At 67.3% G+C, this 24,292-nt stretch carries 25 protein-coding genes; 14 read left to right on the top strand and 11 right to left on the bottom strand.

Annotated features, from left to right (window positions below):
- Nucleotides 1-5: 5 nt before the first annotated feature.
- The 4 genes from H9L16_RS03825 (at nucleotide 6) to ada (ending at nucleotide 3,746) form a co-directional block, all read left to right on the top strand.
- Entirely contained in the window at nucleotides 6-1,193 is a 1,188-nt protein-coding gene (locus H9L16_RS03825) for a COX15/CtaA family protein (protein WP_187553261.1), read from the top strand.
- Nucleotides 1,190-2,128, top strand: coding sequence for a heme o synthase (gene cyoE, locus H9L16_RS03820; RefSeq protein WP_187553260.1), 939 nt, complete (start codon nucleotides 1,190-1,192; stop codon nucleotides 2,126-2,128). Before H9L16_RS03825 ends, cyoE begins: the two co-directional genes overlap by 4 nt.
- Nucleotides 2,129-2,138: 10 nt before the next feature.
- Complete coding sequence (gene alkB, locus H9L16_RS03815; protein ID WP_187553259.1) at nucleotides 2,139-2,783, top strand: DNA oxidative demethylase AlkB; 645 nt, start codon at nucleotides 2,139-2,141, stop codon at nucleotides 2,781-2,783.
- Between the two features lie 108 nt (nucleotides 2,784-2,891).
- A complete protein-coding gene (gene ada, locus H9L16_RS03810) occupies nucleotides 2,892-3,746 on the top strand; it encodes a bifunctional DNA-binding transcriptional regulator/O6-methylguanine-DNA methyltransferase Ada (protein WP_229796534.1) in 855 nt (284 codons plus the stop codon).
- Nucleotides 3,747-3,830: 84 nt separating this feature from the next.
- On the opposite strand, the gene H9L16_RS03805 is transcribed toward ada, so the two are convergent.
- The 5 genes from H9L16_RS03805 to rpsU all read right to left on the bottom strand — a co-directional run bounded on the left by H9L16_RS03805 (nucleotide 3,831) and on the right by rpsU (nucleotide 8,979).
- On the bottom strand, nucleotides 3,831-5,819 hold the full coding sequence (locus tag H9L16_RS03805; protein WP_187553257.1) for a S9 family peptidase: 1,989 nt from the start codon (nucleotides 5,817-5,819) through the stop codon (nucleotides 3,831-3,833).
- A 121-nt stretch (nucleotides 5,820-5,940) separates the two neighbouring features.
- A complete protein-coding gene (gene dnaG, locus H9L16_RS03800) occupies nucleotides 5,941-7,671 on the bottom strand; it encodes a DNA primase (protein WP_187553256.1) in 1,731 nt (576 codons plus the stop codon).
- Between the two features lie 24 nt (nucleotides 7,672-7,695).
- Entirely contained in the window at nucleotides 7,696-8,196 is a 501-nt protein-coding gene (locus H9L16_RS03795; RefSeq protein WP_187553255.1) for a GNAT family N-acetyltransferase, read from the bottom strand.
- A 3-nt stretch (nucleotides 8,197-8,199) separates the two neighbouring features.
- Nucleotides 8,200-8,643, bottom strand: coding sequence for a GatB/YqeY domain-containing protein (locus H9L16_RS03790; RefSeq protein WP_187553254.1), 444 nt, complete (start codon nucleotides 8,641-8,643; stop codon nucleotides 8,200-8,202).
- Between the two features lie 120 nt (nucleotides 8,644-8,763).
- Nucleotides 8,764-8,979, bottom strand: coding sequence for a 30S ribosomal protein S21 (gene rpsU / locus H9L16_RS03785; protein ID WP_139716606.1), 216 nt, complete (start codon nucleotides 8,977-8,979; stop codon nucleotides 8,764-8,766).
- Nucleotides 8,980-9,127: 148 nt separating this feature from the next.
- On the opposite strand from rpsU, the gene tsaD reads away from it, so the two are divergent.
- The 8 genes from tsaD to H9L16_RS03745 are packed head-to-tail and all read left to right on the top strand — an operon-like array spanning nucleotide 9,128 to nucleotide 15,731.
- A complete protein-coding gene (gene tsaD / locus H9L16_RS03780) occupies nucleotides 9,128-10,153 on the top strand; it encodes a tRNA (adenosine(37)-N6)-threonylcarbamoyltransferase complex transferase subunit TsaD (RefSeq protein WP_187553253.1) in 1,026 nt (341 codons plus the stop codon).
- A 43-nt stretch (nucleotides 10,154-10,196) separates the two neighbouring features.
- Nucleotides 10,197-11,471 (top strand): mechanosensitive ion channel family protein, encoded by a 1,275-nt coding sequence (locus tag H9L16_RS03775; RefSeq protein WP_187553252.1) that lies wholly within the window; start codon nucleotides 10,197-10,199, stop codon nucleotides 11,469-11,471.
- 29 nt (nucleotides 11,472-11,500) lie between these two features.
- Nucleotides 11,501-11,860: a dihydroneopterin aldolase gene (gene folB, locus H9L16_RS03770; protein ID WP_187553251.1), complete on the top strand. Its 360-nt coding sequence runs from the start codon at nucleotides 11,501-11,503 to the stop codon at nucleotides 11,858-11,860.
- Entirely contained in the window at nucleotides 11,857-12,573 is a 717-nt protein-coding gene (locus tag H9L16_RS03765) for an SDR family oxidoreductase (protein ID WP_187553250.1), read from the top strand. Before folB ends, H9L16_RS03765 begins: the two co-directional genes overlap by 4 nt.
- A complete protein-coding gene (locus H9L16_RS03760) occupies nucleotides 12,570-13,061 on the top strand; it encodes a 6-pyruvoyl trahydropterin synthase family protein (protein ID WP_187553249.1) in 492 nt (163 codons plus the stop codon). The genes H9L16_RS03765 and H9L16_RS03760 overlap by 4 nt, the downstream gene beginning before the upstream one ends.
- A complete protein-coding gene (locus H9L16_RS03755) occupies nucleotides 13,061-14,248 on the top strand; it encodes a class I SAM-dependent methyltransferase (RefSeq protein WP_187553248.1) in 1,188 nt (395 codons plus the stop codon). The genes H9L16_RS03760 and H9L16_RS03755 overlap by 1 nt, the downstream gene beginning before the upstream one ends.
- On the top strand, nucleotides 14,245-14,655 hold the full coding sequence (locus H9L16_RS03750; protein WP_187553247.1) for a VanZ family protein: 411 nt from the start codon (nucleotides 14,245-14,247) through the stop codon (nucleotides 14,653-14,655). The genes H9L16_RS03755 and H9L16_RS03750 overlap by 4 nt, the downstream gene beginning before the upstream one ends.
- Nucleotides 14,656-14,657: 2 nt before the next feature.
- Nucleotides 14,658-15,731 (top strand): acyltransferase family protein, encoded by a 1,074-nt coding sequence (locus H9L16_RS03745; RefSeq protein WP_187553246.1) that lies wholly within the window; start codon nucleotides 14,658-14,660, stop codon nucleotides 15,729-15,731.
- Here H9L16_RS03745 and H9L16_RS03740 read toward each other — a convergent pair.
- Both H9L16_RS03740 and H9L16_RS03735 read right to left on the bottom strand, forming a co-directional pair.
- Complete coding sequence (locus H9L16_RS03740; RefSeq protein WP_187554032.1) at nucleotides 15,728-16,969, bottom strand: multifunctional CCA addition/repair protein; 1,242 nt, start codon at nucleotides 16,967-16,969, stop codon at nucleotides 15,728-15,730. The genes H9L16_RS03745 and H9L16_RS03740 overlap by 4 nt on opposite strands.
- Before the next feature lie 31 nt (nucleotides 16,970-17,000).
- Nucleotides 17,001-19,085, bottom strand: a complete 2,085-nt coding sequence (locus H9L16_RS03735; protein ID WP_229796533.1) for a lytic transglycosylase domain-containing protein — start codon at nucleotides 19,083-19,085, stop codon at nucleotides 17,001-17,003.
- 49 nt (nucleotides 19,086-19,134) lie between these two features.
- On the opposite strand from H9L16_RS03735, the gene H9L16_RS03730 reads away from it, so the two are divergent.
- Nucleotides 19,135-19,938 carry a sulfite exporter TauE/SafE family protein gene (locus H9L16_RS03730; RefSeq protein WP_229796532.1) on the top strand — a complete coding sequence of 268 codons (804 nt, stop codon included), beginning with the start codon at nucleotides 19,135-19,137 and terminating at the stop codon, nucleotides 19,936-19,938.
- Nucleotides 19,939-19,957: 19 nt separating this feature from the next.
- Nucleotides 19,958-20,941, top strand: coding sequence for a zinc-binding dehydrogenase (locus tag H9L16_RS03725; RefSeq protein WP_187553245.1), 984 nt, complete (start codon nucleotides 19,958-19,960; stop codon nucleotides 20,939-20,941).
- A 15-nt stretch (nucleotides 20,942-20,956) separates the two neighbouring features.
- Here H9L16_RS03725 and H9L16_RS03720 read toward each other — a convergent pair whose 3' ends face one another.
- From H9L16_RS03720 to H9L16_RS03705, 4 genes are all read right to left on the bottom strand, one after another.
- The gene (locus H9L16_RS03720) at nucleotides 20,957-21,694 is read right to left on the bottom strand and encodes an endonuclease/exonuclease/phosphatase family protein (protein WP_187554029.1); all 738 of its coding nucleotides are present in this window, start codon (nucleotides 21,692-21,694) and stop codon (nucleotides 20,957-20,959) included.
- 42 nt (nucleotides 21,695-21,736) lie between these two features.
- The gene (locus tag H9L16_RS03715) at nucleotides 21,737-22,618 is read right to left on the bottom strand and encodes a thiol:disulfide interchange protein DsbA/DsbL (RefSeq protein WP_229796531.1); all 882 of its coding nucleotides are present in this window, start codon (nucleotides 22,616-22,618) and stop codon (nucleotides 21,737-21,739) included.
- 24 nt (nucleotides 22,619-22,642) lie between these two features.
- A complete protein-coding gene (locus tag H9L16_RS03710; protein WP_187553244.1) occupies nucleotides 22,643-23,335 on the bottom strand; it encodes a thiol:disulfide interchange protein DsbA/DsbL in 693 nt (230 codons plus the stop codon).
- Nucleotides 23,336-23,417: 82 nt separating this feature from the next.
- Nucleotides 23,418-24,188 carry a c-type cytochrome gene (locus tag H9L16_RS03705; protein ID WP_187553243.1) on the bottom strand — a complete coding sequence of 257 codons (771 nt, stop codon included), beginning with the start codon at nucleotides 24,186-24,188 and terminating at the stop codon, nucleotides 23,418-23,420.
- Nucleotides 24,189-24,292 lie beyond the last annotated feature (104 nt).

The following is a 24,292-nucleotide window of genomic DNA, read 5'->3' as shown; positions in this document are numbered from 1 at the left end:
TCCCGATGAATCCCAGCACCTCGCCCCAACGCAATGCCCCGGACAAGCCCGCCTTGTACAAGCCGGCTCTGTACAGACATTTCCACCGCATCGCCTGGTTGGCGGTGGCGCTGGCCTTGTGCGTCATCGTGTTCGGTGCGTTCGTGCGCCTGTCCAATGCGGGCCTGAGCTGCCCGGACTGGCCGACCTGCTACGGCAAGGCCGCGTGGCCGACGCATGCCGAGCAGGTCGTCGACCACATCGCCACCGGGATCCGTCCGGTCGAGCCGAGCAAGGCCTGGCGCGAGCAGTTCCATCGCCACATCGCCGCGGGCCTGGGCTTGCTGGTGTTCGCGCTTGCGTTGCTGGCCGCGCGCCGCCGTCGTTTCGGCCTGGCGCAGATAATCGGTGCCGCGGCGTTGGTCGCCATCGCGATCCCGTTGTACATGCAGGGCCAGCACGTGGCGTCGTCGGTGCTGGTCGCCATCGCCGAGGCTGCGCTGCTGTGGGCGGCGTTGCGCTGGAGCAACGTCGATCTCGCGCGCACGGCGGTACTGACTTTGGCAGTGATCATCTTCCAGGCCATGCTCGGCATGTGGACGGTGACGTGGTTGTTGAAACCGGTCGTGGTGATGGCGCATCTGCTTGGCGGCTTGCTGACGTTCTCGCTGCTGGCGTGGATGGCATGGCGCGCGACAGACATCCCGATCCGGATCGCCGATGCCGCCAAGCTGCGCCGCCTGCTGATCGTCGGCCTGGCCTTGCTCGGCGTGCAGATCGCATTGGGCGGCTGGACCAGTGCGAACTATGCGGCGCTGGCCTGCGGCACCGATTTCCCGAAATGCGCGGGCCAGTGGTGGCCGCCGCACGACTTCCGCGAGGGCTTCGTGCTGTGGCGCGGGATCGGGGTGGACTACGAAGGCGGCGTGCTCGACAACCAGGCGCGCATCGCGATCCAGCTGGCGCATCGGATCATGGCACTGCTGGTCGCCGGGCACCTGCTGATGCTGGCGATCCGTCTGCTGCGCAACCCGGGCCTGCGTGGCTGGGGCAGCCTGCTGGGCGTGCTGGTCTTCGTGCAGGTCGGGCTGGGCATCGCCAACGTGGTGATGTCGCTGCCCTTGCATCTGGCAACGGCCCACAACGCCGGTGCCGTGGCCCTGCTGTTCGTGCTGGTGACCCTGCTGGCGCGGGTGCGTGCCCCGGCCGCATGAGCAAGACCGCGCCATCGCCGGCATCGCAATATTGGGCATTGACCAAGCCGCGGGTGGTCGCGTTGATCGTGTTCACCGCGATCATCGGCATGCTGCTGGCGATCCAGCCCGGCGATGTCTGGCCGTGGGCGCGCCTGTGCGCCGGCAGCGTCGGCATCTGGCTGGCCGCGGCCAGTGCGGCGGCAATCAACCACCTGCTCGATCAACGCATCGACAAGGTGATGGCACGCACCGCCGATCGCCCTTTGGCGACCGGCTCGTTGCGTCCAGCGCAGGTGCTGGGATTCGCGATCGCGCTGGGCGTCGCGTCGATGGCGATCCTGTTGCTGCTGGTCAACGCGATCACCGCCTTGCTCACGTTCGCGTCGCTGATCGGCTACGCCTTCGTCTACACCGGCTTCCTCAAGCGCGCCACGCCGCAGAACATCGTGATCGGCGGCATCGCCGGTGCCGCGCCGCCGCTGCTGGGCTGGGCCGCGGTCACCGGCATGCAGGGCGCGCGCGACTGGGAATACGCGCTGCTGCTGGTGCTGATCATCTTCGTGTGGACGCCGCCGCATTTCTGGGCGCTGGCGATCTTCCGCCGCGAGGACTATGCGCGCGCGCTGGTGCCGATGCTGCCGGTGACGCACGGCGTGGAATACACGCGTTGGCAGATCCTGCTGTACACCGTGCTGCTGGTGGTCGCGACGATCCTGCCCTGGGCCACGCACATGAGCGGCGTGTTCTACCTCGGCGGCGCGCTGGTGCTGGGCGCGGTGTTCCTCTGGTACGCGTGGAAATTGCTCGACCCGCCGGACGAATTCTTCGCGATGCGCGCGTTCAAGTATTCGATCGTGTACCTGATGGCGCTGTTCGCCTTCCTGCTGCTCGACCACTGGCTGCTGCCGTTCCTGCAGCCGGGGCCCGCGGTGGAATTCGTGCCGACGGCCTGATGGCTGGCTGATGAGCGATTTGTTCGCTGCGCAACACCGCGACACCCGCATCCAACTCGGCACGCAGGCCTGCGTGCTGCATGGCTTCGCACTGGATGCCGTCGATGCCCTGTTGGCCGATGTTGCCGCAATCGAAGCCGCCGCGCCGTTCCGCCACCTGGTCACGCCCGGTGGCCACGTGATGCAGGTGGCGATGACGAATTGCGGGACTTACGGCTGGTGCAGCGACCGGCGCGGCTATCGCTACGACCGCGTCGATCCGCAAACCGGCACGCCATGGCCTGCTTTGTCGCCCGCGTTCCTGCAGCTCGCCGCCGATGCCGCGCGCGCCGCCGGCTTCGACGGCTATGTGCCGGATGCCTGCCTGATCAATCGCTATAAACCCGGCACGCGCCTGTCGCTGCACCAGGACCGCGACGAGGACGACCGCGTCGCGCCGATCGTGTCGGTCTCGCTGGGGCTGCCGGCGACTTTCCTGTTCGGCGGTTTCGAGCGTGGAGACAAGACCGTGCGCGTGCCATTGCAGCATGGCGATGTGGTGGTCTGGGGTGGCGATGACCGCATGCGCTTCCACGGCGTGTTGCCGATCAAGCCGGGCCGCCATGAAGTGATAGGCGAGCAACGCCTGAACCTGACTTTCCGCAAGGTGCGGTGAGCGGATCGGCGCGGATCGCAAGAACCGGAGTGTCCGGCCGCGGCCTGCGCCCTAGAGTGGCGGCACGCCATCGGGCACGATTGCCAGGTAAAAGCCGCCATGCACGTCATGACCAAACCGCAGCTTCCGTCGACACCGAACAAGCATGCCGATCTGGTAGCGCAAGCCTGTCGCCGCATCGAGGCCGCGGACCAGCCGCCGTCGCTGGACGGCTTGGCACAACAGGCCGGCCTGAGCCCGTTCCACTTCCATCGTGTGTTCAAGGCGGCGACCGGACTCACCCCGAAAGCGTATGCCGATGCGCATCGCGCGAATGCGGTGCGCGCATCGCTCGCGCTTGGCAAAGCCAGCGTGACCGACGCGATCTTCGATGCCGGCTTCAATGCGAACAGTCGCTTCTACGAACATGCGGACGCGATGCTGGGGATGAAGCCGACGCAATATCGCGCGGGCGGTCTTGATGCACGGATCGAATTCGCCATCGGCGAAACCTCGCTGGGCGCGATCCTGGTCGCGCGCAGCCAGCGCGGCGTCTGCGCGATTTCGCTGGGCGACGATGCCGATGCACTACTTCGCGAATTGCAGGATCGTTTCCCGCGTGCGGAACTGATCGGCGGCGATGCGTCGTTCGAGCAACTGGTCGCGCAGGTCGTCGGCATGATCGAACAGCCGAATATCGGCATCGACCTGCCGCTGGACGTACGCGGCACCGCCTTCCAGCAGCGCGTGTGGCAGGCGCTGCGGCAGATCCCGCCAGGCGAAACCGCCAGCTACGCGCAGATCGCGCAACGCATCGGTTCACCGAAGTCGGTGCGCGCGGTCGCCGGTGCCTGCGCGGCGAATACGCTGGCGGTGGCGATCCCCTGCCACCGAGTGGTGCGCAGCGATGGCGCGTTGTCGGGCTATCGCTGGGGCGTGGAGCGCAAGCGCGAACTGCTGTCGCGCGAAGGAGCCGGCCGATAACGCGTCGGCCGTGGCGGGTGTTCGCGCAGCGACATTTCGAGTCGCGTAGCGAATTCCCGCCATGGCCGACGCACCGCGCGAGCGTCAGTCGTTCAGCAAATGCTGTTGCCAGAACAGGATCGTCGCTGCGCCGAACCAGTCGCTGTTCGCCTTCTTCGCGAAACCATGGCCCTCGTCGGCGTAGAGCAGATACCAGACCGGTTGGCCGTTGCCACGCACCGCCTTGACGATCTGCTCGGCCTCGGTCCACGGCACGCGCGGATCGTTGCGGCCCTGCGCGACGAACAGCGGCGACTTGATCTTGTGCGCATTGTTGAGCGGCGAGATGCGTTCGAACACCGCGTTCATCGCCGGATCGCGTTCGTCGCCGTATTCGGCGCGGCGCAGGTCGCGGCGGTAGCTCTCGGTGTTCTTCAGGAACGTGCCGAAGTGGGAGATGCCGACCACGTCCACGCCGGCGCGGATGCGATCGCTGTAGTGCATCAGCGACGACAGCACCATGTAGCCGCCGTAGCTGCCGCCGATCACGCCGACGCGCGACGCATCCAGTTCCGGCTGCTTCGCGATCCAGTCGAGCAGGGCACCAATGTCCTTGACCGAATCCTCGCGCTTCTCCGCGTTGTCCAGCGACAGCCAGGTCTTCCCGTAGCCGGTGGAGCCGCGCACGTTCGGCACCAGCATCGCCACGCCCAGCTCGTTTGCCAGGTACTGCGCGTTGGAACTGAAGGTCGGCAAGGACTGGCCTTCCGGGCCGCCGTGGATGTTGATCACGACCGGATACTTGCCGGTCTTGGACGGTTTCGCGGGCTTGTAGTAGAACGCCGGGATCGTGCGCTGGACGCCATCCACCTTGTCGAAGGTGGGATAGCGCACCAGCGTGGGCGCGATGAAGGTCGAGGCATCCAGCCCGCCGACTTCGCTCTGCGTCCAGCGCGTGAGCGTGGCCGCCGCCAGGTCGATCACGTGCACGTCGCTGGCCGAAGTCGCGCTGTTCAAGGTCAGCGCCAGGCGCTTGCCATCCGGCGAAAACGACAGCCCGCCGATCACGCCGATCGGCAGTTCGGGCAGACGGATTTCCTTGTGGCCGGGCAGCGAGAGCACGCGCAGTTTGCTGATGCCGTCCTCGTTGCTGACGAAGGCGAGGTGCTTGCCGTCATCGGCGAGGGTGACGCCGCCGACATCCCACGGGATACGCGCGCTGAGAACCTCGAACCTGCCCGATACCGGGTCGTGGTAGCGCAGGGTCTTGAATTCCTGCGGCTTGCCCTGCAGCGGTTCGTTGGAGATGAAGTACACCGCCTTGCCATCCGGCGCGAAGGCGAAGCCGCCGAAGCTGGCCTTGCCGCCATCGACCGGGAACAGTTCCAGCCTGCCTGTCGCGACATCGACCACGCCCGGATACGACTCCGCGGCGGACACATATTTCATGACCAGCAGGCGCGAGCCATCGGGCGAGAAATCCAGTGGCGTCCAATTGCCACCGGCATCGACGAGCAACTTCGTTTCGCCGCTCTGCGTATTGCGTAGCCACACGTCGCGATCGGTGCCGTTGCGCGCGGTGCTGCTGTAGGCCATCAGCTTGCCGTCGCGATTCAGCGTGGTGCCGCCGTTCTGGCTGCGCTTGCCGTCGGTCAACAAGTGCACGCTGCGGGTCGGGCCGTCGAACCAGTACAACTGGCTGAACTCGTCGCCGCCCTTGTCCTTGGCGAACACGAAGCCGTCGCGCCACGCGTTCGCGGGCGCAGGCGTGATGCCGCCGACCGGTTCCGGATAGAAGGTCAGCTGCTCGCGCATGCCCAGTGGCTGGCAGACGCGATGCGCCTGCGCGGTTTCGGCGAAGCGGGTGCTGATCAGCAGGCAGCCGTCCTTGGTCCAGCCCGCCAGCCCCGCGCCGCGCGTGTTCTGGTAGCGATTGAGTTGCTCCAGCAGTTCGGCCGGAATCGCCGGGATGTTCTCGCTGGTGCGGTTGCCGACGACTTCGCGCTTGACTTCGGCGGACTGCGCGAGCGCGGGCAGGGCCGCGATCAGCGCGGCGAACAGGACGGTGCGGGCACTGATGTCGAAACGGGACATGGCGGCTTCCCCAAGCCAGATGGAAGGCCGAGCTTAGCGCGCTGGGGTTGCGTTGCCTGCGCCGAAGGTCATGGGGTTTTGCTCGTCATTCCCGTTTTCGCATACGACGGGTGAGGTTCGACTAGCGGCGTTGTGCCTGCAGCAACTCGCGCATTTCCTGTTTGCCGTCAGCGTCCAGGCCGCCGTCGCGCTGTTGCTGCTGCAGTTCCTCGATGCGTTGTTGCAGGACCTGGATGTCGAGTTGGGCGATGGCATCGATGAATTCGTCGCGCAGGTTGGCCGCTTCGCCGGGCAGTTCCAGCGTGGCCAGCTTCTGCAGCGCACCGACTTCCTCACGGCCCTCGAAGTGTTCGAGCAAGGCACCGGTGCTGATCTCCGGACGCTCGCGCACCAGCAGCACCAGTTCCGACAACAGTTCGATGCCGGGTTGCCGCAAGGCGGCGAAGCGGTACGGCGGCTGCAGGTCCAGCGCCAACGCGGGGCGATGCAGCAGGTGGGTGATCGCTCCGCGCACCAGGCTGGGCTTCTGCGCAGGCGTGCCGCGCGACGAGTGAGTCGCACGCTTCACGGGCACATGCGTCTGCGGCGTGCTGGCACGCGTGCCGACCCCGGTGAGTTCGGTCAGGCGCTGCTGCATCAGGTCGCCGAAAGCGCCGTCGGGAATCTGCGCGAGCAAGGGTTTGCAGCGTTCGGCCAGTCGCGCCTTGCCGTCCAGGCTGGACAGGTTCACGTCGCTCGACAGCGACGCATAGAAGAACTCGGACAGCGGCGTGGCGTCGCGCAGGCGCGCATCGAAACCTGCCACGCCTTCCTTGCGCACGATCGAATCCGGGTCCTCGCCATCGGGCAGGAACAGGAAGAACGCCTGTCGGCCATCCTTCATCCGCGGCAGCACCGACTCCAGCGCCTTCCACGCGGCGCTGCGGCCGGCGCGGTCGCCATCGAAACAGAAATAGACGTCGGGTGCGTTGCGGAACAGCAGTTCGGCATGGTCCGGCGTGGTCGCGGTGCCGAGCGTGGCGACCGCCTGCGAGACGCCGTACTGCGCCAGCGCGACCACGTCCATGTAGCCCTCGACCACGATCAGCCGCTCGAGCTTGGCGTTCGCCTGCTTCGCCTGCCACAGGCCGTACAACTCGCGGCCCTTGTGGAACAGCGCGGTTTCCGGCGAGTTGAGGTACTTCGGCGAATCCTCCGGATCGATGACGCGGCCACCGAACGCGATGGTGCGGCCGCGGCGATCATGGATCGGGAACATCAGGCGGTCGCGGAACTTGTCGTAGACGTTGCCGCGGTCGTTCTTCGAGAACAGCCCGCCGCGCTCCATCAGCTGCATGCGCCCCGGATCGGTGCCGAGCGCGTCGCGCAATGCGGAGAACCCATCGGGCGCGTAGCCGATTGCGTAGCGCTCGACGATCTCCGCCGCGATGCCGCGCCGCTCGACATACGCGCGTGCTTTCTCGCTGTTGGCGAGCTGGCTGCGGAAGAACGTGGAGGCGGCTTCCATCGCGCCGTAGAGGTCGCGGGTTTCCGGATTGGCGTTGCGCTGCTGGGTGTCACGCGGGATTTCCATGCCCACGCGCTTGGCGAGTTCATCGACCGCATCGAGGAATTCGAGGCGGTCGAAATTCATCATGAAACTGATCGCGGTGCCGTGCGCGCCGCAACCGAAGCAGTGATAGAACTGCTTGGTCTGCGAGACCGTGAAGCTGGCCGAGCGCTCGTCGTGGAACGGGCAGCGTGCCGCGTATTCCTTGCCCTGCCTCTTCAGCGGGACGCGGGCGCCGATGACCTCGACGATGTCCGTCCGCGCGAGCAGGTCATCGATGAACGCGTCGGGGATGCGGGCCATCGGATTAGCTTGCCACGCGCGCTGTCAGAGCGCGTCGTGCGATGCCAGCGCGTGCAGGGCATCGCCTTCGAGCCGCTGCACGGTCCATTCGTCCATGCCGACCGCACCGAGCGTGCGATAGAAGCGGATCGCCGGCAAATTCCAGTCCAGCACGCTCCATTCGAAGCGGCCGCAATCGCGCCGCACGGCGATCCGCGCCAGCGATGCCATCAGGTGCCTGCCGAGGCCGGAGCCGCGGAACGCCGGGCGCACGAACAGATCCTCGAGGTACAGCCCGCGCTTGCCGAGGAAGGTGCTGAAATTGTGGAAGAACAGGGCGAAGCCGGCGGCCTCGCCATCGACTTCGCCGATCAGGACTTCGGCGGCCGGCTGCGCACCGAACAGTTGCGCGCGCAGGCCGTCATCGGTCGCCACCGCGGCATCCGCCAGTCGTTCGTACTCGGCCAGTTCGGCGATCAACTGCCGGATCAGCGGCACGTCATCGGTGGTGGCGGGGCGGATCGACAGCAGCGGATGCGCGGCCATGGCTCAGCTCAACTTCTGCTTCACCAGCTTGCTGACCAGGCCCATGTCGGCCTGTCCGGCCAAGGCGGGCTTGAGCACGCCCATCAGCTTCCCGATGTCGGCACCGGAGGCCGCGCCGGTCGCCGCGATGGCCTTGTCGATCTCGGCCAGGATCGCGGCTTCGTCCAACTTCACCGGCAGGTAGGCATCGATGATGCCCAGCTCGTAGCGCTCGATCGCGGCCAGATCCTCGCGCGCGGCGGCCTCGTACTGGCTGATCGAATCCTTGCGCTGCTTGACCATCTTCTCCAGCACGGCCAGCACCAGCGGATCGGTCATCTCGATGCGCTCGTCGACTTCCTTCTGCTTGATCGCGGCCAGGACCAGGCGGATCACGCCCAGGCGATCCTTCTCGCCGGCCTTCATCGCGGTCTTCATGTCGTCGGTGAGTTGCTGCTTGAGGCTCATGCTGGCTCCAGATGGATCGGGTGAATCGGGTGAATCAGGGGCGCCGGGATCGGCCGCCGCAGAAACGCGAAAAGCCGGCGACGCTTGCGCGTGCCGGCTTCTGCTGCCACGAAACCGCGCTCAGTACAGGCGCTGGCGCTTGGTGACGTCGCGACCGGCGCGGCGCGCCTGACGCTTCACGGCAGCCGCAGCCTTGCGCTTGCGCTCCTGGGTCGGCTTCTCGTAGAACTCGCGCTTGCGGGTCTCGGCCAGCACGCCGGCCTTCTCGCAGGTGCGCTTGAAGCGGCGCAGGGCAAACTCGAAGGGTTCGTTTTCGCGGACTTTGACGCTCGGCATCTTTGGAATCTCGGAATCTTTTGGAAAGTCGGGCCAGGTGGCCGGGCTCTTGCGGAGGGACCCGCACACGCCGGGGCAGTCCGGGCGAGCCGCGCATGATAGCAGCGAGCTTCCGGCCGGTGCAAGATACGCCCATGAGAACGAGCCCATGAAAGTCCTCGGAATCGAATCCTCCTGCGACGAAACCGGGGTCGCGGTCTATGACACGGCCCTGTCCGGAGCCGCCGGACTGCTTGCCCATGCGGTCTACAGCCAGATCGCCCTGCACGCCGAATACGGGGGCGTGGTGCCGGAACTGGCCAGCCGCGACCACGTACGCAAGCTGTTGCCATTGATCCGGCAGACGCTGGCGGAGGCCGACCTGTCGGTCGCCGACCTCGACGGCGTGGCCTACACGGCCGGTCCCGGCCTGGTCGGGGCCTTGCTGGTCGGTGCCGGGGTGGCGCGATCGCTGGCCTGGGCGCTGGATCTGCCGGCGGTCGGTGTACATCACATGGAGGGCCACCTGCTGGCCCCGCTGATGGAAGACGACCCGCCGGCCGCGCCGTTCGTGGCCCTGCTGGTGTCCGGTGGGCACACCCAGTTGGTGGCAGTGGACGCCATCGGCAGCTACCGATTGCTCGGCGAGACCCTGGACGATGCCGCCGGCGAGGCCTTCGACAAGACCGCCAAGATGATGGGCCTGCCGTATCCGGGCGGGCCGCAGCTGGCGAAGTTGGCCGAAACCGGAACGCCGGGCGTCTTCAAGTTTGCCCGGCCGATGACCGACCGGCCCGGCCTGGATTTCAGCTTCAGCGGCTTGAAGACCCAGGTGTTGCTGGCCTGGCGCAACAGCGACCAATCCGAGAGCACCCGCGCCGACATCGCCCGCGGTTTCGAGGATGCCGTCGTGGACACGCTGGCGATCAAGTGCGGTCGCGCGCTGGACGCGGCCGGCTGCGACACGCTGGTGGTCGCGGGCGGCGTCGGCGCGAACAAGCGCCTGCGGGCAAAGCTGCAGGCGATGTGCGAACAGCGCGGCGGCCGCGCCTGCTTCCCGCGGCCGGCGCTGTGCACCGACAACGGCGCGATGATCGCCTTCGCCGGCGCGCTGCGCCTGGAAGCCGGCCAGCGCGAGCCCGCCGCGGTGCACGTGACCCCGCGCTGGGACATGGCGGCGCTGCCGCTGGTGTGATCGGCTAACGGGCTGCTGACATCGCCGCGGTTATCCTGATCCGATGAGCGAATGGATTGGGCGTCTGCAGACGTCGTTGGAACCCTATCCGTGGGCCTGGACCGGCATCGCCCTCTGCGTGCTGATCTTTGCCGCATGGCTGGCCAACTGGCTTACCAGGCACGTGTTGCTGCGCGGTCTCCGTCGACTGCTGCGTGCCACCATGCATCGCGAGGCCGGGCACGACAGCGAGGTGCGGCTATCGGTGATTCCACGGCTGGCCAATGCGGTGCCGGCACTGGTGCTGTATGCGGGTGTTGTCGCGGTGCCGGATTTGCCGCCGTTGGCGGTGACGGTGGTGCGCGCACTGTGCCAGGCGTTTGTCGTGCTGACCCTCGCGTTGTCTGCGGCGCGCGCGCTGGACGTGTTCAATCGCATGTACGAGCGGAAGCCGAAGGCGCATGAAAAGCCGATCAAGGGCTATCTGCAGGTCGCCAAGATCGCGGTGTACGTACTCGCCGCCATTTCGATTTTCGCCACGCTGGTCGGCGCGAAATTCGTCCATGTCCTGACCGGGCTGGGTGCGATGACGGCGGTGACCATGCTGATCTTCCAGGACACCATCCTCTCGTTCGTGGCCAGCGTGCAGATCGGCAGCGATGGTCGCGTTCGCCTGGGTGACTGGATCGAGATGCCCAGCCAGAACGCCGATGGCGAAGTCACCGACATCGCCCTGCATACGGTGACCGTGCAGAACTGGGACAAGACCATCACCACCATTCCGACCAAGACATTGATCAGCGACTCGTTCAAGAACTGGCGCGGGATGAGCGAAGCGGGTGGACGCAGAATCAAGCGTGCGATGCACATCGACCAGAAAAGCGTGCGCTTCCTCGACCAGGACGGCTTGGGGTCGATGCGGCGGTTCCGCCTGATCGACGACTACTGGAACGAGAAGCAGCGCGAGCTGGAGGCCTGGAATGCGCGTTTCGACGGGCAGGCCGATGCGGTCAATACCCGCCGTGCCACCAACCTGGGTACCTACCGCGCCTATGTGGAACGCTACCTGCGCGCGCACTCCGCTGTACGTCAGGACATGACCCTGCTCGTGCGCCAACTGCAACCAGGCGAAACCGGCATCCCGCTGGAAGTGTATTGCTTCACCAACGACACCCGCTGGGGCGCGTACGAGGGGATCCAGTCCGACATCTTCGACCACCTGCTGGCGATCCTGCCCGAGTTCGGACTCTCGGTGTTCCAATCCTCGAGCGATGCGCCGCTGCGCATCTCGTTGACGGACGCTCGTGCCCCGGCCCACCTGCGGGATATGGCGCACTGATCGATCACCGCTGCAGGTATCCTTTCGCGATGACCGATCTCGTCTTCATCGAAGGCCTGCGCGTCGACGCCCTGATCGGCGTCTACGAGCACGAACGCCGCGCGCCGCGGCCACTGCTGCTCGATATCCAGATGCGTTTCGACAACAGCATCCCGGCGCTCAGCGATGCGCTCGCGGACGCCCTGGACTACCACGCAGTGTCGATGCGCCTGGTCGAGTTCATCGGCCAGACCCGCTTCAACCTGGTCGAGACCCTGGCCGAGCAGTGCGCGGCGCTGATCCTGGGCGAATTCGGTGCGGCCGGCGTGCGGCTCAAGCTCCACAAGCCCGGTGCGTTCGAGCATGCGGCGTCGGTGGGCGTGGTCATCGAACGCGGGCGTTTCGCATGAGCGTGGTGCTGGTCACCGGCGCGTCGCGCGGGATCGGCCGCGCGATCGCGGTGCGCTTCGTTCGCGAAGGTTGCAGCGTGGTCGCCTGCGCCCGCGGCGAGGCCGGCCTGGCCGAATTGAAAGCCGATTTCCCCCATGTCGATTGCATGCCCTGCGACATGCGCGACGGTGCCGCGGTCGATGCACTGGCGCGCGACGTGCAGGCGCGCCATGGCGCGGTCGATCTGCTGGTCAACAACGCCGGCGCGTATCGACCCGGGCAGATCGCGAGCGAGGACGACGATGCGCTGCTCGACATGCTGCAGGCCAATCTGTTCGGTGCGTATCGACTGACCAAACGCGTGTTGCCGGCGATGGTCGCGCGTCGCAGCGGGATGGTGCTCAACGTCTGCAGCACCGCGTCGATCGCCGCGTATCCGAACGGCGGTTCGTACAGCATCGCCAAGCATGCGTTGCACGGGTTTTCGCGCAATCTGCGCGAGGAAATGAAGCCACATGGCGTGCGCGTGGTTGCGCTGCTGCCGGGGGCGACGTTGACCGCCTCGTGGGAGGGCGTGCCGTTGCCGCCGGAGCGGTTGATGCGGGCCGAAGACGTGGCGGAGATGGCCTGGGCCGCGTGGTCGATGTCGGCGCGCACCGTGGTCGAGGACATCGTGATGCGCCCGCAGCGCGGCGACATCGGCGATGCCGATTTTGGGGATGTACCGGCATGAGCGACACGGTGACGATCCGCCTGGCCAAGGAGAACATGAAATTCTCCGCCGCCCACTTCACGATCTTCAGTGCCAGCGAACGCGAACGCCTGCACGGACACAACTTCCGTGTGGAGGTCGACATCGACGCGCGGATGCTCGGCAACGGCATGTGCTTCGACTACGGCATCTACAAGGATCGCGTGGTCGCGCTGTGCCGCGAACTGAACGAATGGACGATCCTGCCGACGCGATCAATGCACCTGCGGATCGAGGAGGACGGCGCGCATGTGTTCGCGTCGTTCGACGGCACCCGCATCCCGTTCCTGCGCAGTGATGTGCTCCTGCTGCCGATCGAGAACGCCACGCTGGAGGAATTCGCGGCGTGGTTCCTCGCCCGGCTCGGCGAAGATCGCGCCGTTTTGCATGAACATCGCATCGACGCGATCGAGGTGCGGGTGTTCTCCGGTCCCGGCCAGAGCGCGGGTCGCCGCGCCAGGTTCGACTGATGGCATCGACCCTGCCGCCGCCCGATGCCGATGCGCAGTCGCACAGCGCACACCTGCGCGAGGTGATCCAGGAGCAGATCATTGCCGCCGGTGGTCATTTGCCGTTCTGGAAGTTCATGGAGCTGGCGCTGTATGCGCCGGGCCTCGGCTATTACAGCGCCGGTGCGCACAAGTTCGGTCCGGGCGGCGACTTCACCACCGCGCCGGAACGTTCGCCGCTGTTCTCCGCCTGCGTGGCCGATGCGCTGACGCCGGTGTTGCAGCAACTCGGTCCCGACGCAGTATTCGTGGAGATCGGCGGGGGCAGCGGCGCGTTCGCCGAAACCTGTTTGTCGAAATTGCTTGCCAACGATGCGTTGCCCGCGCGCTACGCGATCCTGGAGCCCAGCGCCGACCTGCGCCAGCGCCAACGCGAGCGCCTGCAGGCGCGTTTACCGCCGCTGCTGTTCGAGCTGGTGGAATGGCTGGACGGACCGATCCAGGAATCCTGGAACGGCGTGCTGTTCGCCAACGAGGTGATCGATGCGTTGCCGACGCCGCGCTTCACGATCCGCGATGGCGAGGTGTTCGAGGAACACGTCGCGCTGGACGGCGAGGGACGCTTTCGGGTCACCGACAGACCGGCTGATCCGATGCTCGCTGCCGCGGTGCGCCACGTCGAGCGGCAATTGCCGGAGCCGTTCGCGGAAGGCTATCGCAGCGATGCGCTGGCGCAATTGCCGTACTGGATCCAGGCAGTGATGGGCGCGATGCAGGAGGGCGCGATGCTGTTCATCGACTACGGCTACGCGCGCGCCGAGTACTACCAGCCGCAACGCCGCGACGGCACGTTGCGTGCGTTCCGCCAGCACCATGTCACCGACGACGTGTTCGCCTGGCCGGGCCTGCAGGACATCACTGCGTCGGTGGATTTCACCGCGCTGGCCGAGGCCGGTACGGCCGCCGGCTTCGATTTCGCCGGTTACTGCTCGCAGGCGAGTTTCCTGATTGGCAATCGCCTGCAGGACAACCTGGCGCTGGCGGAATCGCGTGCCGCAGACGATGTCGCCCGTCATGCCTTGCGCAGCCAGGTGAAGCACCTGACCTTGCCCAGCGAGATGGGCGAGCGCTTCCAGGCGATCGGCTTCCAGCGCGGCGTCGAATTGGGCGCGGCCTTCCTGGTCGGCGACCTGAGTCATCGCCTGTGAGCGCATCGCCACGCCGCTTCGGCAGATCGTTCAAGCCGTTCAAGCGGACGTGGCTGTGGGCAGGTTTGTGGGTGCTGGCGATTGCTGCCGTGGTGATCGGCTCCCTGTTGCCTTCGGAGGATCTGCCATCGGTCAACGTGGACGACAAATTGCAGCATTTCGTCGGTTACGCGGTGCTGTCCGCGGGTGCGGTGCAGTTGTTCGTGCGCCGGCTGTCGTGGGGCTTCGTCTGCGTGTTGCTGGTGCTGATGGGCATCGGTCTTGAATATCTGCAGGCGCAGATGGGGCTGGGGCGCATGCTGGATCGCAACGATGCTCTGGCTAATACCATTGGCGTGCTGATCGGCCTGGCCACCGCGTTCACGCCATTGCGCGATGCGCTGCTGTGGTTCGACCGGCGATTGTGAGCATGCCGCCAGGACCATCGCGATTCACTTCGGTTGACGTGCTGCGCGGCTGGGCCGTGGCGGCGATGTTGCTGGTCAACTATCCGGGCGACTGGGGTTCCATCTACGCGCCGTTCGAGCACGCGACCTGGCACGGCTGCACGCCGACCGACCTGATCTTCCCGACCTTCCTGTTCGTGGTCGGGGTGTCGATCGCGTTGGGCATGTCGCACGCCACGCCATCGCCGACGGAGCGACGCGTGCTGCTGGGCAAGGCCTGGATGCGCGCACTGCGGCTGGTCGCGATCGGCCTGCTGTTGCATGCGGTGGCGATGTGGGCCTACGACATCGCCGCGTTCCGGCCATGGGGCGTGCTGCAGCGGATCGGCCTGTGCTTCGGGCTGGCCGCAACCGTGGTGCTTTACCAGCGCGCGCGCGGCCAGTGGCTGTGCATCGCAGGATTGTTGCTGGGCTATTGGGCGCTGCTCGTGGCCGGCGGCAGCGTCGAGCCCTGGCACAACATCGCCAGCCGGGTGGATGCATGGATGCTCGGCGCGCATGCCTACAAATTCGATGCCGCGACCGGCTTGGGCCACGAGCCGGAAGGCCTGCTCAGCACCTTGCCCGCGCTCGCCACGACCTTGCTCGGCGTGCGCGCCGGCGTGGTGTTGCGCGAGCAGGGCACGCGCAGCCTGTTGCGCTTCGGCCTGCTCGCGCTGCTGGTCGGCGGCGCGTGGCCGCTGCTGCTGCCTTGGAACAAGAATCTGTGGACGCCGTCTTATGCGGTATGGACGGCGGGTTGGGCGACCCTGCTGCTGGCGCTGTGCCATCAGCTGTTCGACGTGCGTGGCTGGCGTCCGTTCGGGCGCAGCATGGGCATCAATGCGATCACCGCGTATGCCGGCTCGTGGATCATGGCCTGCGTGCTGGAGCGCTTCGGCGTGTTCGGCGCGTTCTATCGCGGCGTGTTGCAGCCGGCGATCGGCCCGCTGCTGGGCGAGAAGGCGGCATCGCTCGCCTTTGCCATCGCCTTCGTCGCGTTCTGGTGGTTGCTGATGTGGGCGATGGCGAAGCGCGGGATCAGGATCAGCGTCTAACCGCGTGCGGCGGCGATCGCCCCGATGCGCGCCTTGCGCAAGGCATCGCCGAATGCCGGTCCGGTGATGCCCTGTGTGGCGATGTCGTCGCTGCGCACCGCCATTGCTGCGGCGTGCAGGCGGCGCAACGTGTCGGCTTGCGGATACGGATGTTCGGACAGGCCGGTGCGGCCACGCTTGTCGGCCTCGCAGACGGTGGCCAGTTGATCGATCCGCTTCGGCTTGCGGAAGCCGTCGCAACGCGTGATCACCTCGTGCACGGTGACGGGCTTGAGTTCGTCGAGGCGATGCACATTGAGGTGTTCGCGGCAGCACAGCACGGCCACGTCGCGATGCTCGGCCGGCACCTTCAAGCGTTCGCTCATTGCGATCACCGGAGCGACGCCGCGCTGCTCGTGCATCACGTGCGCGGGCAAGGTGTCGGCGGGGGTGAGCGCCTTGCCGAGGTCGTGGCAGAGCGCGGCATAACCGATCAGGTCATCGCCGGGTGCCAGCCGTGCGGCCATGTCGCAGACCAGCTCGACGTGGGTGCCGGTATCGACTTCGGGATGGTATTCCGCGCGCTGCGGCACGCCGTACAGCGCATCCACGTCCGGCAGTACCGCGCGCAAGGCATCGGCATCGCGCAGGGTGCGCAGGAACGCGGCGGGTGACGCGCTGCGCAGGGCCTTGGCCAGTTCCTGCCAGACCCGTTCGGGCACCAGTTCGGCCAGTTCGCCGCCCGCAGCCATCACGCGCATCAGCGACAGCGTCTCCGGCGCAACCGTAAATCCGAGCGGCGCGAAGCGGGCCATGAAGCGTGCCGCGCGCAGCACCCGCAATGGATCCTCGACGAAGGCATCGCCGACATGCCGGAGCACGCGCGCTTCGATGTCGGCCACGCCGCGGAACGGATCGACCAATGCGCCATCGGCATCGCGCGCGATCGCGTTGAGGGTGAAATCGCGGCGGCGCAGGTCTTCTTCCAGCGTCACCGAGGGATCGGCATGCACCACGAAGCCGGTATGCCCGCGCGCCGACTTGCGTTCGGTGCGCGCCAGCGCGTATTCCTCGCCGGTCTGTGGATGCAGGAATACCGGGAAGTCGCGGCCGACCTGCCTGAAACCGGCATCGAGCATCTGCTGCACGCCGGCACCGACCACCGCGTAATCATGGTCGCCCGCAGGCAGGCCGAGCAGGGCATCGCGCACTGCGCCGCCAACCAGATAGACCTTTGCGTTGTCGGGAAGCGTCGCCATCGTCATGCGGAAATGATGCCCGATACGGCGCTCAGTGGCGGCGGCGGTCCTTGAGCGTGGGCTTCTTCGGTGCCGCCGGCGCGGGCGTCTGCGCGGGTTTCGGGGCCTCCGGCGTGGCGCAGGCAAACGCCTTGCGCGGGCCATTGCCGTTGCCCAGCAGGCGGTCGCTCAGGCGCACCGCATCGCCGTTGAGCCGCCAGTCGTAGAGTGTGCTGAAGCTCAGCACGCGGGCCACGTACTCGCGGGTTTCCTTGTAGCTGATGGTCTCGATCCAGAAATCCGGATCCATCGTCGGCCGCTGCGAGATCCAGCGGCCCAGCGGTGCCGGGCCGGCGTTGTAGCCGGCGATGACCTGGTAGGGCTTGCCGCCGTACTTGTCCATCAGCTGGCGCAGGTAGGCGGTGCCGAGGGCGATGTTGGTGTCGGGATCAAACAGGCTGTCGCCGCCTTTCCAGGACATGCCGATCTTCGCCGCCACGCCGGCACCGGTCGCGGGCAACACCTGCATCAGCCCGCGCGCATCGGCGGACGAGCGCGCGTTCGGGTCGAATACCGATTCGGCGCGGATCTCGGCGGCGACCCAGGCCGGATCGAGCCGGTTCTTCGCGGCCTCGCGACGGATCGTGGCGTCGTGATGCAGCGGGAAGCGCAGCAAGTACAGGCGCTGTTCCTCGGGATAGCGCTTGCCGTCCACGTTGACCAGGGCGAACACGCCACGATCGAACCAGCCGTTGTCCTGCGCCACTTCCACTGCGATCCGGCGCTGTTCGTCGGAGAAGCGCGACAGCGCATCGGCCCATTCGCGCTGTGCCCAGCCCTTGCGATCCAGCGCGAACAACTGCAGCGCGCGAACGATCGAGGGATCGCGCGCGATCGCCTGCTTGGCGGCATGCGCCACCACCGGTTGCCACGGGCATAGCGCGTAGGCCTGGTCGAGCTTGTCGGCAGCCAGGAAGCCGTGGAAGTCGCTCTTCTTCGCCGCCTGTCGATACAGCACCTTCGCACCCGCGGTATCGCCCGTGAGTTCGCTGGTACGCGCGGCCAGGTAGGTCCAGCGCGAATCGTTGCGCTGGGTGTCGTCCATCTTGCGGATCGCGGCCAACGCGCTGCGCCAGTCACTGCGCGCCAGGGCTTCGCGCACGCGCCATTCGTGCAGGCTGGCGTCGTAGGCGGATTCCGGCACTGCGGCCAGACGGCGTGCGGACGCCGGCCCGTACGAGGCCACCGTCCACAACGCGATCGGAACCAGCACCCGCGCGCGCTCCTCGCCGTTGAAGCCAAGCGCCTGCGCAACGCCCGGCAACAGCGCCTCGGCTTGGTCCGGCGATGCCTTTGCAAGGCGCGCCAAGCCCCACGATGCGACCAGGCGGCTGCGCGCGTTCTTCGGCCAGGTGCCGACATCGACCGAGGCCTTGTCGATATAGGCCGCGTACGCATTCGCCTGCGTCGCCGCGTCGGCGCTCATGCCGCGCGCGATCGCACGCATGACTCCAGACTGCCCTTCTGCGACGGCCTTGTCGAAGCGTTCCCAACGCAGCGCATCGTCCAGTGCGCCTTGCGTCGCCAGATGCGCGAACGGTGCGTCACAGGACGCGGGCAACGACTTGCCGGTGCCGCGCCAAAGCGCCTGCGCATCACTGGTCCATACCGCATCCGCGCGACCGGTCGCCTGCAGTGCCTGCAAGCGCAGGCAACGCAAGCCGGGATCGTCGATGCCGGCGTCCCAGTTCGCCAGCAAGGCCGTCCATTCGCTGCGCGCGGCGAGTGCCGCGAGCCAGTCGTTGCGGAACGCGCGTGCCACCGGTTCGCCGCGATGGCGGGCCAGGAACGCATTGCCGCGCGGTATCGGCAATGTGTCCATGCGCTTGCGCAGTGCGGTGTATTCGAGCCAGCCACCGAGTGGATGCCGTGAATACGAATCCAGCAACGTGTCGTCCAACGTGCCGCGATTGGCGGCCTCGAACGCTTCGCGCACGGCCATGCTCGGCGTGGCGACCAGGATCGGCGGATTGGCGCTGCGCGGCGGCGGCGTGGCGGACTGCGCGCGGGTACTGCCGGGCAACAGGCAGGTGCCGCATGCCAGCGCGACCATGAAAGACGAGGCGAGCTTGTGCATGATTCGACTATACCCGAGCATCGATGAATCACTTTTCCGGTAGCGATGCATGTCCGCGTTGCTGATCTATCTGTTGCTTGGCGCTTGCGCCGGCGTGCTCGCGGGTCTGCTGGGCATCGGCGGAGGACTGGTGCTGGTGGGAGCGCTGTCGTGGTTGCTTCCGCTGCAGGGCGTGCCCGCCGATGCGGCCATGCATGTGGCATTGGCGAGTTCGCTGACCAGCATCGTGCTGACCGCAGCGGCATCCGCGCGCGCGCATCATCGCCGCGGCAGCGTGCTGTGGCCGACGGTGGCGTGGATGGTGCCGGGCGTGTTGCTGGGTGGCTGGTTGGGCAGCCGCTTCGCGATCGCCCTCGACGATGGCGTGTTGCGCTGGTGCGTGGCCGGCTACTGCTTCCTGATCGCGGCGCAGATGCTGTGGTCGAAGACGCCGGCAGGCACCGGCACGGTCGCCGCGCCGCGAGGGCCGGGTTACACGCTGGCAGGGAGCGGCATCGGTATCGTCTCGGCGATCGTCGGCATCGGTGGCGGCAGCCTGACCGTGCCTTTGCTGGTCTGGCGCGGGGTGGTGCCGGTGCGTGCGGTCGGCACGTCGTCCGCCTGCGGGATCTTCATCGGCATCGGCAGTGCGCTGGGTTACGCGCTGCAGGCACCCGCGGGTGCGGTGGCTTTGCCTGGCGCATTCGGCTACGTGTACCTGCCCGCCGCACTGGGCGTGGCGCTGGCCTCGGTGTTCGCCGCGCCGTACGGCACGCGGCTGGCGCATGCGTTGAGCGGGCCGGCGCTGAAACGCGTGTTCGCGGTGTTCCTGCTGCTGGTCGGTGGTGCCTTCGCGTACAGTGCGCTGACCTGACCATACAGTGGAGTACGTGATGCGCAGTGTCCTGCATGCGACCTTCGGCGAACCGGCCGACGTCCTGACCGCGGGCGACAGCCCGATGCCGGAACCCGGTCCCGGACAGGCGCGGGTGCGCATGCTGCTCTCGCCGATCCACAACCACGATGTCTGGACGGTGCGCGGGCAGTACGGCTACAAGCCGACCTTGCCGGCGATCGCGGGCAGCGAGGCGATGGGTGTCGTCGATGCGCTGGGCGAGGGCGTCGAGGGCGTGACCATCGGCCAACGCGTGACTACGGCCGGTGCGCGTGGTGCGTGGGCGGAATATTTCACCGTGCCGGCGAATTCGCTGGTGCCGGTCCCGGACAACATCGACGACGCGACCGCGGCGCAGCTGGTGGCGATGCCGCTGAGCGCGCTGATGCTGCTGGAAACCCTGGGCGTGGTCGAAGGCGACTGGATCGTGCAGAACGCCGCCAATGGCGCGGTCGGCAAGGCGCTGGCGATGCTGGCGCGTGCGCGCGGCATCCACGTGCTGAACCTGGTGCGCCGCGAGGAAGGCGTGGCCGAAATGGCGGCGCAGGGCATCGGCAACACCGTCTGCACCATGCACGAGGGCTGGAAGGCCACCGCGCGTGAGCTGATGGGTGGCGCGCGCCCGAAGGCGGCGGTGGATTCGGTCGGCGGCCCGGCCAGCGGCGTGCTGGCCAGCCTGCTCGGCGAAAACGGCTTGCTGGTGTCCTTCGGCAGCATGACCGGCGAGTCGATGCAGATTCCCTCCGGCGAACTGATCTTCAAGCAGATCACGGTCAAGGGATTCTGGGGCACGCCGGCCAGCAAGGCCTTGTCCTCGCAGGATCGCCGCCGGTTGATGGGCGAGCTGCTGCAGCGCGCCGCCAGCGGCGAACTGCAACTGCCGGTCGCGGCGACCTATGACTTCGACGCCATCGGCGATGCGATCCGCGATTCCCTGGTGCCTGGCCGGGCCAGCAAGGGCAAGATCCTGCTGCGTCCCTGATCGGGGCGCGGCCGCTCAGCCGAAGGCGTGTTCCGGCACGTCGAGTTCCACCGACAACGCCAGATGATCCGAATGCGCCGCCGGCACGGCCTGCATGGCGGCGATGGCGAGTGCCGGGGTGACCAGCACATGGTCGATCGCGCGCTGCGGTCGCCACGAGGGGAAGGTGGGCACGCAATCCGCCGGCGGCTGCAGGCGGGTATTGCGGTACAGGCCCTGCATCTCCGGGCGATCCGGGTCGCAATTGAAGTCGCCCATCAGCACCGCATGCGGGTGGTCGCCCAGCAGTTCGGCGATGAAGTCGATTTGCGACTTGCGCGACTGCGCGCCCAGCGACAGATGCGCCACCGCCACCGTCAGCCCGTCGTCGCCATCGCCGAAGGTGCCGATCAACACGCCGCGGCCCTTGACCCGGCCGGGCAGCGAATGCTCCTCGACCCGTTTCGGTTCCAGCTTGCTCAGCAGGCCGTTGGCGCTCGAGGCGACGCCGCCCATCCGCCGGTTGGGCTGGTGGCTCCAGTAGGCGAAGCCACCGCGTTGCGCCAGATAATGGGTCTGGTTGGTAAAACCGGAGCGCAGGCTGCCGGGATCCGATTCCTGCAGGCCGACGATGTCGTGCCGGCCCGCGAGTTCGGCGATCAGGTCCAGCGAACCGCGCTTGTTGCCGGCCGGCAACACGTGCGACCAGCTGCGGGTGACGTAGTCCTGGTAGCCGCGGGTGCTGGAACCCGCCTGGATGTTGGCGCTCAGCAGGCGTAGCCGGCGCGTCTCCATAGGCGGCGGGTTCTGCGTTGATCAGGCCTGCGGCGCGGCAGCTGCGGGCGTTTCCGCGGGCGCAACCGGTGCCGCGGCATCCGTTGCGGCCGGAGCCGCTGCCGGCGCGGCCGCGGCTTTCTTGGCGCGCTCGGCCACGATCAGCTGGTTGAGCACGCGGAACACGTCGTCGACCGACTTACCCTTGACCCGGTACTTGCCGTCGACGATGAAGGCCGGGGTGCTGGGCGAGTCGCCGTTGCTGAAGGCATTCAGGATGAACTGCTTGCCGCTGTTGACCTTGGTGGCCACCGCGAAGCTCTGCATGCTGCTGGTGAACTGCTTCGGATCCGCACCGTAGTTGCCGTAGAACGCGGCGATCTGCTCCGGCGTATCCATGCCGCGCTCGCCCTTCAGGGTCTTGTCGATATGGATCGCGCGGAACATCGCGTCATGGGTCTTGTCGACCAGGCCCATCGCCTCGGCGGTGTAGAAGGCCTTGGCATAGTTGTCCCACGTCCCGCCGAACGCCGCCGGCACATAGACCATGTGCACGTCGGCCGGGAATTTGGCCTTCATCGCGCTGACCATCGGTTGCACCGAGGCGCAGAACGGGCAGACATAACCGAACACTTCCACCACCTCGATGCGGCCGTCGGTGGTGTTGAAGCGCTGGCCGTTCGGAATGTCGACGTAATCCACGCCCGCGACCAGGGGCGGGGCCTTCGCGGCGGCTTCCTCGGCGGCCCGGATCGCGGCCTCGGCGGCGGCCTTCTGCGCCGGATCTTCGGAACTGGCCTGCTGCACGCTGGCAACCGGTGCGGCAGCGGTTGATGAATCGGTGACCGGCGCAGGCGCGTCGTTCTTGCAGGCAGCCAGCGGGAGCAGGGCGAGGAGCAGCAGGGCGTAGCGCGATGCGGTCATGGCGGTTCCGGTCGGTCGATGATGTCAGGTGCGGGGCTTGGCGGCGGGCTTGGCCGCTGCAGGCTTCGGCTTGGCCTTGGCGGCCGGCGCCGCCGCCAGGATCACGCGGCGGGCGTTGTCGAGCATGCTTTCGAAACTGTTTCCGAGCACCAGGTACTTGCCGGCGATGACCAGCGAAGGCGTGCCCGGGATGTCGCTGCGCACCTGGAATTCCCGGGCGTTCGCGGCCTTGGCCTGCAGGGTCGCCTCATCCTTCTGGGCAGCGGCGAATGCCTTGGCGTTCACGCCCGGCAAGCGCGTGTAGTACGCGGTGAGTTGCTCGATGCTGGCCTTGCGCGGCAGTTCGTTGGTCTCGTGGACCGCACGGAAGATGCTGGCGTGGGTCGCGTTGACGGCGTTGGCCCCTTCGGCGATGAAGAACAGGCGCGCATAGGCATCGTTCGGATCGAACATCGCCGGCACCAGCACCAGCTGCGCATTCGCCGGCATGGTCGCCTTCCACTTTTCCAGCATCGGCGCGAAATGCGCGCAATGCGGACACCAGTAGCCGAATACCTCGGCGACCTCGATCTTGCCGGGCACCGCGCGGTAGGGCTTGCCGTCCTCGATGTAGCGGTACTCGGTGCCTTCGGTCAGTCCGGGCAGTTGTTTCTGCGCGTGCGCCGGCAGGGCAAGGGCGGACAGCAGGAGGGTGACGGACAACAGCAGTGCGCGCATCGACTCAGCTCCGGCGATCAGGGTGGGCCGGGCGAGCATGCGCAAGCCTGGCGGAACGCATGGTGAAGCCGCGCCGCTTGGATCAGGGGGCGGCACTTGCCGGCTTGGCCGATGCGCGTGCGTGCAGGCCCTGCACGTAGCTGCCCAGCGAACGGATCTCTTCGTCGCTGAGCGGCTTGGCGATGCCGGCCATCAAATTGAAATGCGCGGCGTCCTTGTAGGTGCTGGTGCCGGCGCGATACTCCTCGAGGCGGCGCACCACGTAGGCGGTTTCCTGGCCGTGCAGCGACGGGTAGGACGGACCCGGGTTGCCAGCACCGGACGGACCGTGGCAGGCCATGCAGGCGGGGATGCCGCGGGCGGCGTCGCCAGCGCGATACAGGCGTTCGCCCACCTGGTAGAACTTCAGGCCCTTGTTCGGGCCAGCGGCGATGACGCTGTCGTCGGCCACGCCAGCGGCGGGCTTCTGGGTCGCGAACCACGCACCGAGGTCGCGCATGTCCTGGTTGGACAACGGGGCGGCATACGGGGCCATCAGTGCAGCCAGACCGCCGGTGCGTTCGCCGTGCTTGAACAGGGCGAGCTGCTGGGCGATGTAGCGTTCCGGCATGCCGGCGATCCGCGGCGCGTTCTGCAGCATCGCGTTGCCATCCACGCCGTGGCACGCGGCGCAGGCACCGGCCTTGCTCTGGCCGGCCTTGGCATCACCCCAAGTGGCGGGCTTGTCGTCCAGCGGCGCGGCCTGGACCGGGGCGTTGTCGGGAACGGCAACGGCGGTGCTCTGTGCATACGCGGCGGCGGCCAGAACAAGGCAGGCAAGGCCGACGAGACCATGGACGCGGGCAAGACGCATGCGGAACTCCAAATACCAATGCAGGTGCGGCCGGGAGCCGCTGAACTGGCGAATTATGGTCGGCCGGCCTTAGGTGGTCAAACCTGCGCGGGCGGCGACGACCC

Source organism: Thermomonas carbonis (assembly GCF_014396975.1).
In the GTDB taxonomy this organism is placed as follows: Bacteria; Pseudomonadota; Gammaproteobacteria; order Xanthomonadales; family Xanthomonadaceae; genus Thermomonas; species Thermomonas carbonis.
Note: the sequence above shows the minus strand (reverse complement) of the source record. Positions and strands in the feature narration are given on the sequence as shown.

Coding starts and splice junctions, on each gene's coding strand:
- dnaG (WP_187553256.1), bottom strand. CDS start 7,671: ATGGCCCGCATCCCCGACGCGTTCATCGATGACCTGCTCGCGCGGACG.
- H9L16_RS03760 (WP_187553249.1), top strand. CDS start 12,570: ATGAGCGACACGGTGACGATCCGCCTGGCCAAGGAGAACATGAAATTC.
- H9L16_RS03745 (WP_187553246.1), top strand. CDS start 14,658: ATGCCGCCAGGACCATCGCGATTCACTTCGGTTGACGTGCTGCGCGGC.
- H9L16_RS03755 (WP_187553248.1), top strand. CDS start 13,061: ATGGCATCGACCCTGCCGCCGCCCGATGCCGATGCGCAGTCGCACAGC.
- rpsU (WP_139716606.1), bottom strand. CDS start 8,979: ATGCCGAGCGTCAAAGTCCGCGAAAACGAACCCTTCGAGTTTGCCCTG.
- cyoE (WP_187553260.1), top strand. CDS start 1,190: ATGAGCAAGACCGCGCCATCGCCGGCATCGCAATATTGGGCATTGACC.
- alkB (WP_187553259.1), top strand. CDS start 2,139: ATGAGCGATTTGTTCGCTGCGCAACACCGCGACACCCGCATCCAACTC.
- H9L16_RS03795 (WP_187553255.1), bottom strand. CDS start 8,196: ATGGCCGCGCATCCGCTGCTGTCGATCCGCCCCGCCACCACCGATGAC.
- H9L16_RS03740 (WP_187554032.1), bottom strand. CDS start 16,969: ATGGCGACGCTTCCCGACAACGCAAAGGTCTATCTGGTTGGCGGCGCA.
- H9L16_RS03725 (WP_187553245.1), top strand. CDS start 19,958: ATGCGCAGTGTCCTGCATGCGACCTTCGGCGAACCGGCCGACGTCCTG.
- H9L16_RS03715 (WP_229796531.1), bottom strand. CDS start 22,618: ATGACCGCATCGCGCTACGCCCTGCTGCTCCTCGCCCTGCTCCCGCTG.
- H9L16_RS03730 (WP_229796532.1), top strand. CDS start 19,135: ATGTCCGCGTTGCTGATCTATCTGTTGCTTGGCGCTTGCGCCGGCGTG.
- H9L16_RS03735 (WP_229796533.1), bottom strand. CDS start 19,085: ATGCACAAGCTCGCCTCGTCTTTCATGGTCGCGCTGGCATGCGGCACC.
- H9L16_RS03710 (WP_187553244.1), bottom strand. CDS start 23,335: ATGCGCGCACTGCTGTTGTCCGTCACCCTCCTGCTGTCCGCCCTTGCC.
- tsaD (WP_187553253.1), top strand. CDS start 9,128: ATGAAAGTCCTCGGAATCGAATCCTCCTGCGACGAAACCGGGGTCGCG.
- ada (WP_229796534.1), top strand. CDS start 2,892: ATGACCAAACCGCAGCTTCCGTCGACACCGAACAAGCATGCCGATCTG.
- H9L16_RS03825 (WP_187553261.1), top strand. CDS start 6: ATGAATCCCAGCACCTCGCCCCAACGCAATGCCCCGGACAAGCCCGCC.
- folB (WP_187553251.1), top strand. CDS start 11,501: ATGACCGATCTCGTCTTCATCGAAGGCCTGCGCGTCGACGCCCTGATC.
- H9L16_RS03775 (WP_187553252.1), top strand. CDS start 10,197: ATGAGCGAATGGATTGGGCGTCTGCAGACGTCGTTGGAACCCTATCCG.
- H9L16_RS03765 (WP_187553250.1), top strand. CDS start 11,857: ATGAGCGTGGTGCTGGTCACCGGCGCGTCGCGCGGGATCGGCCGCGCG.
- H9L16_RS03805 (WP_187553257.1), bottom strand. CDS start 5,819: ATGTCCCGTTTCGACATCAGTGCCCGCACCGTCCTGTTCGCCGCGCTG.
- H9L16_RS03790 (WP_187553254.1), bottom strand. CDS start 8,643: ATGAGCCTCAAGCAGCAACTCACCGACGACATGAAGACCGCGATGAAG.
- H9L16_RS03705 (WP_187553243.1), bottom strand. CDS start 24,188: ATGCGTCTTGCCCGCGTCCATGGTCTCGTCGGCCTTGCCTGCCTTGTT.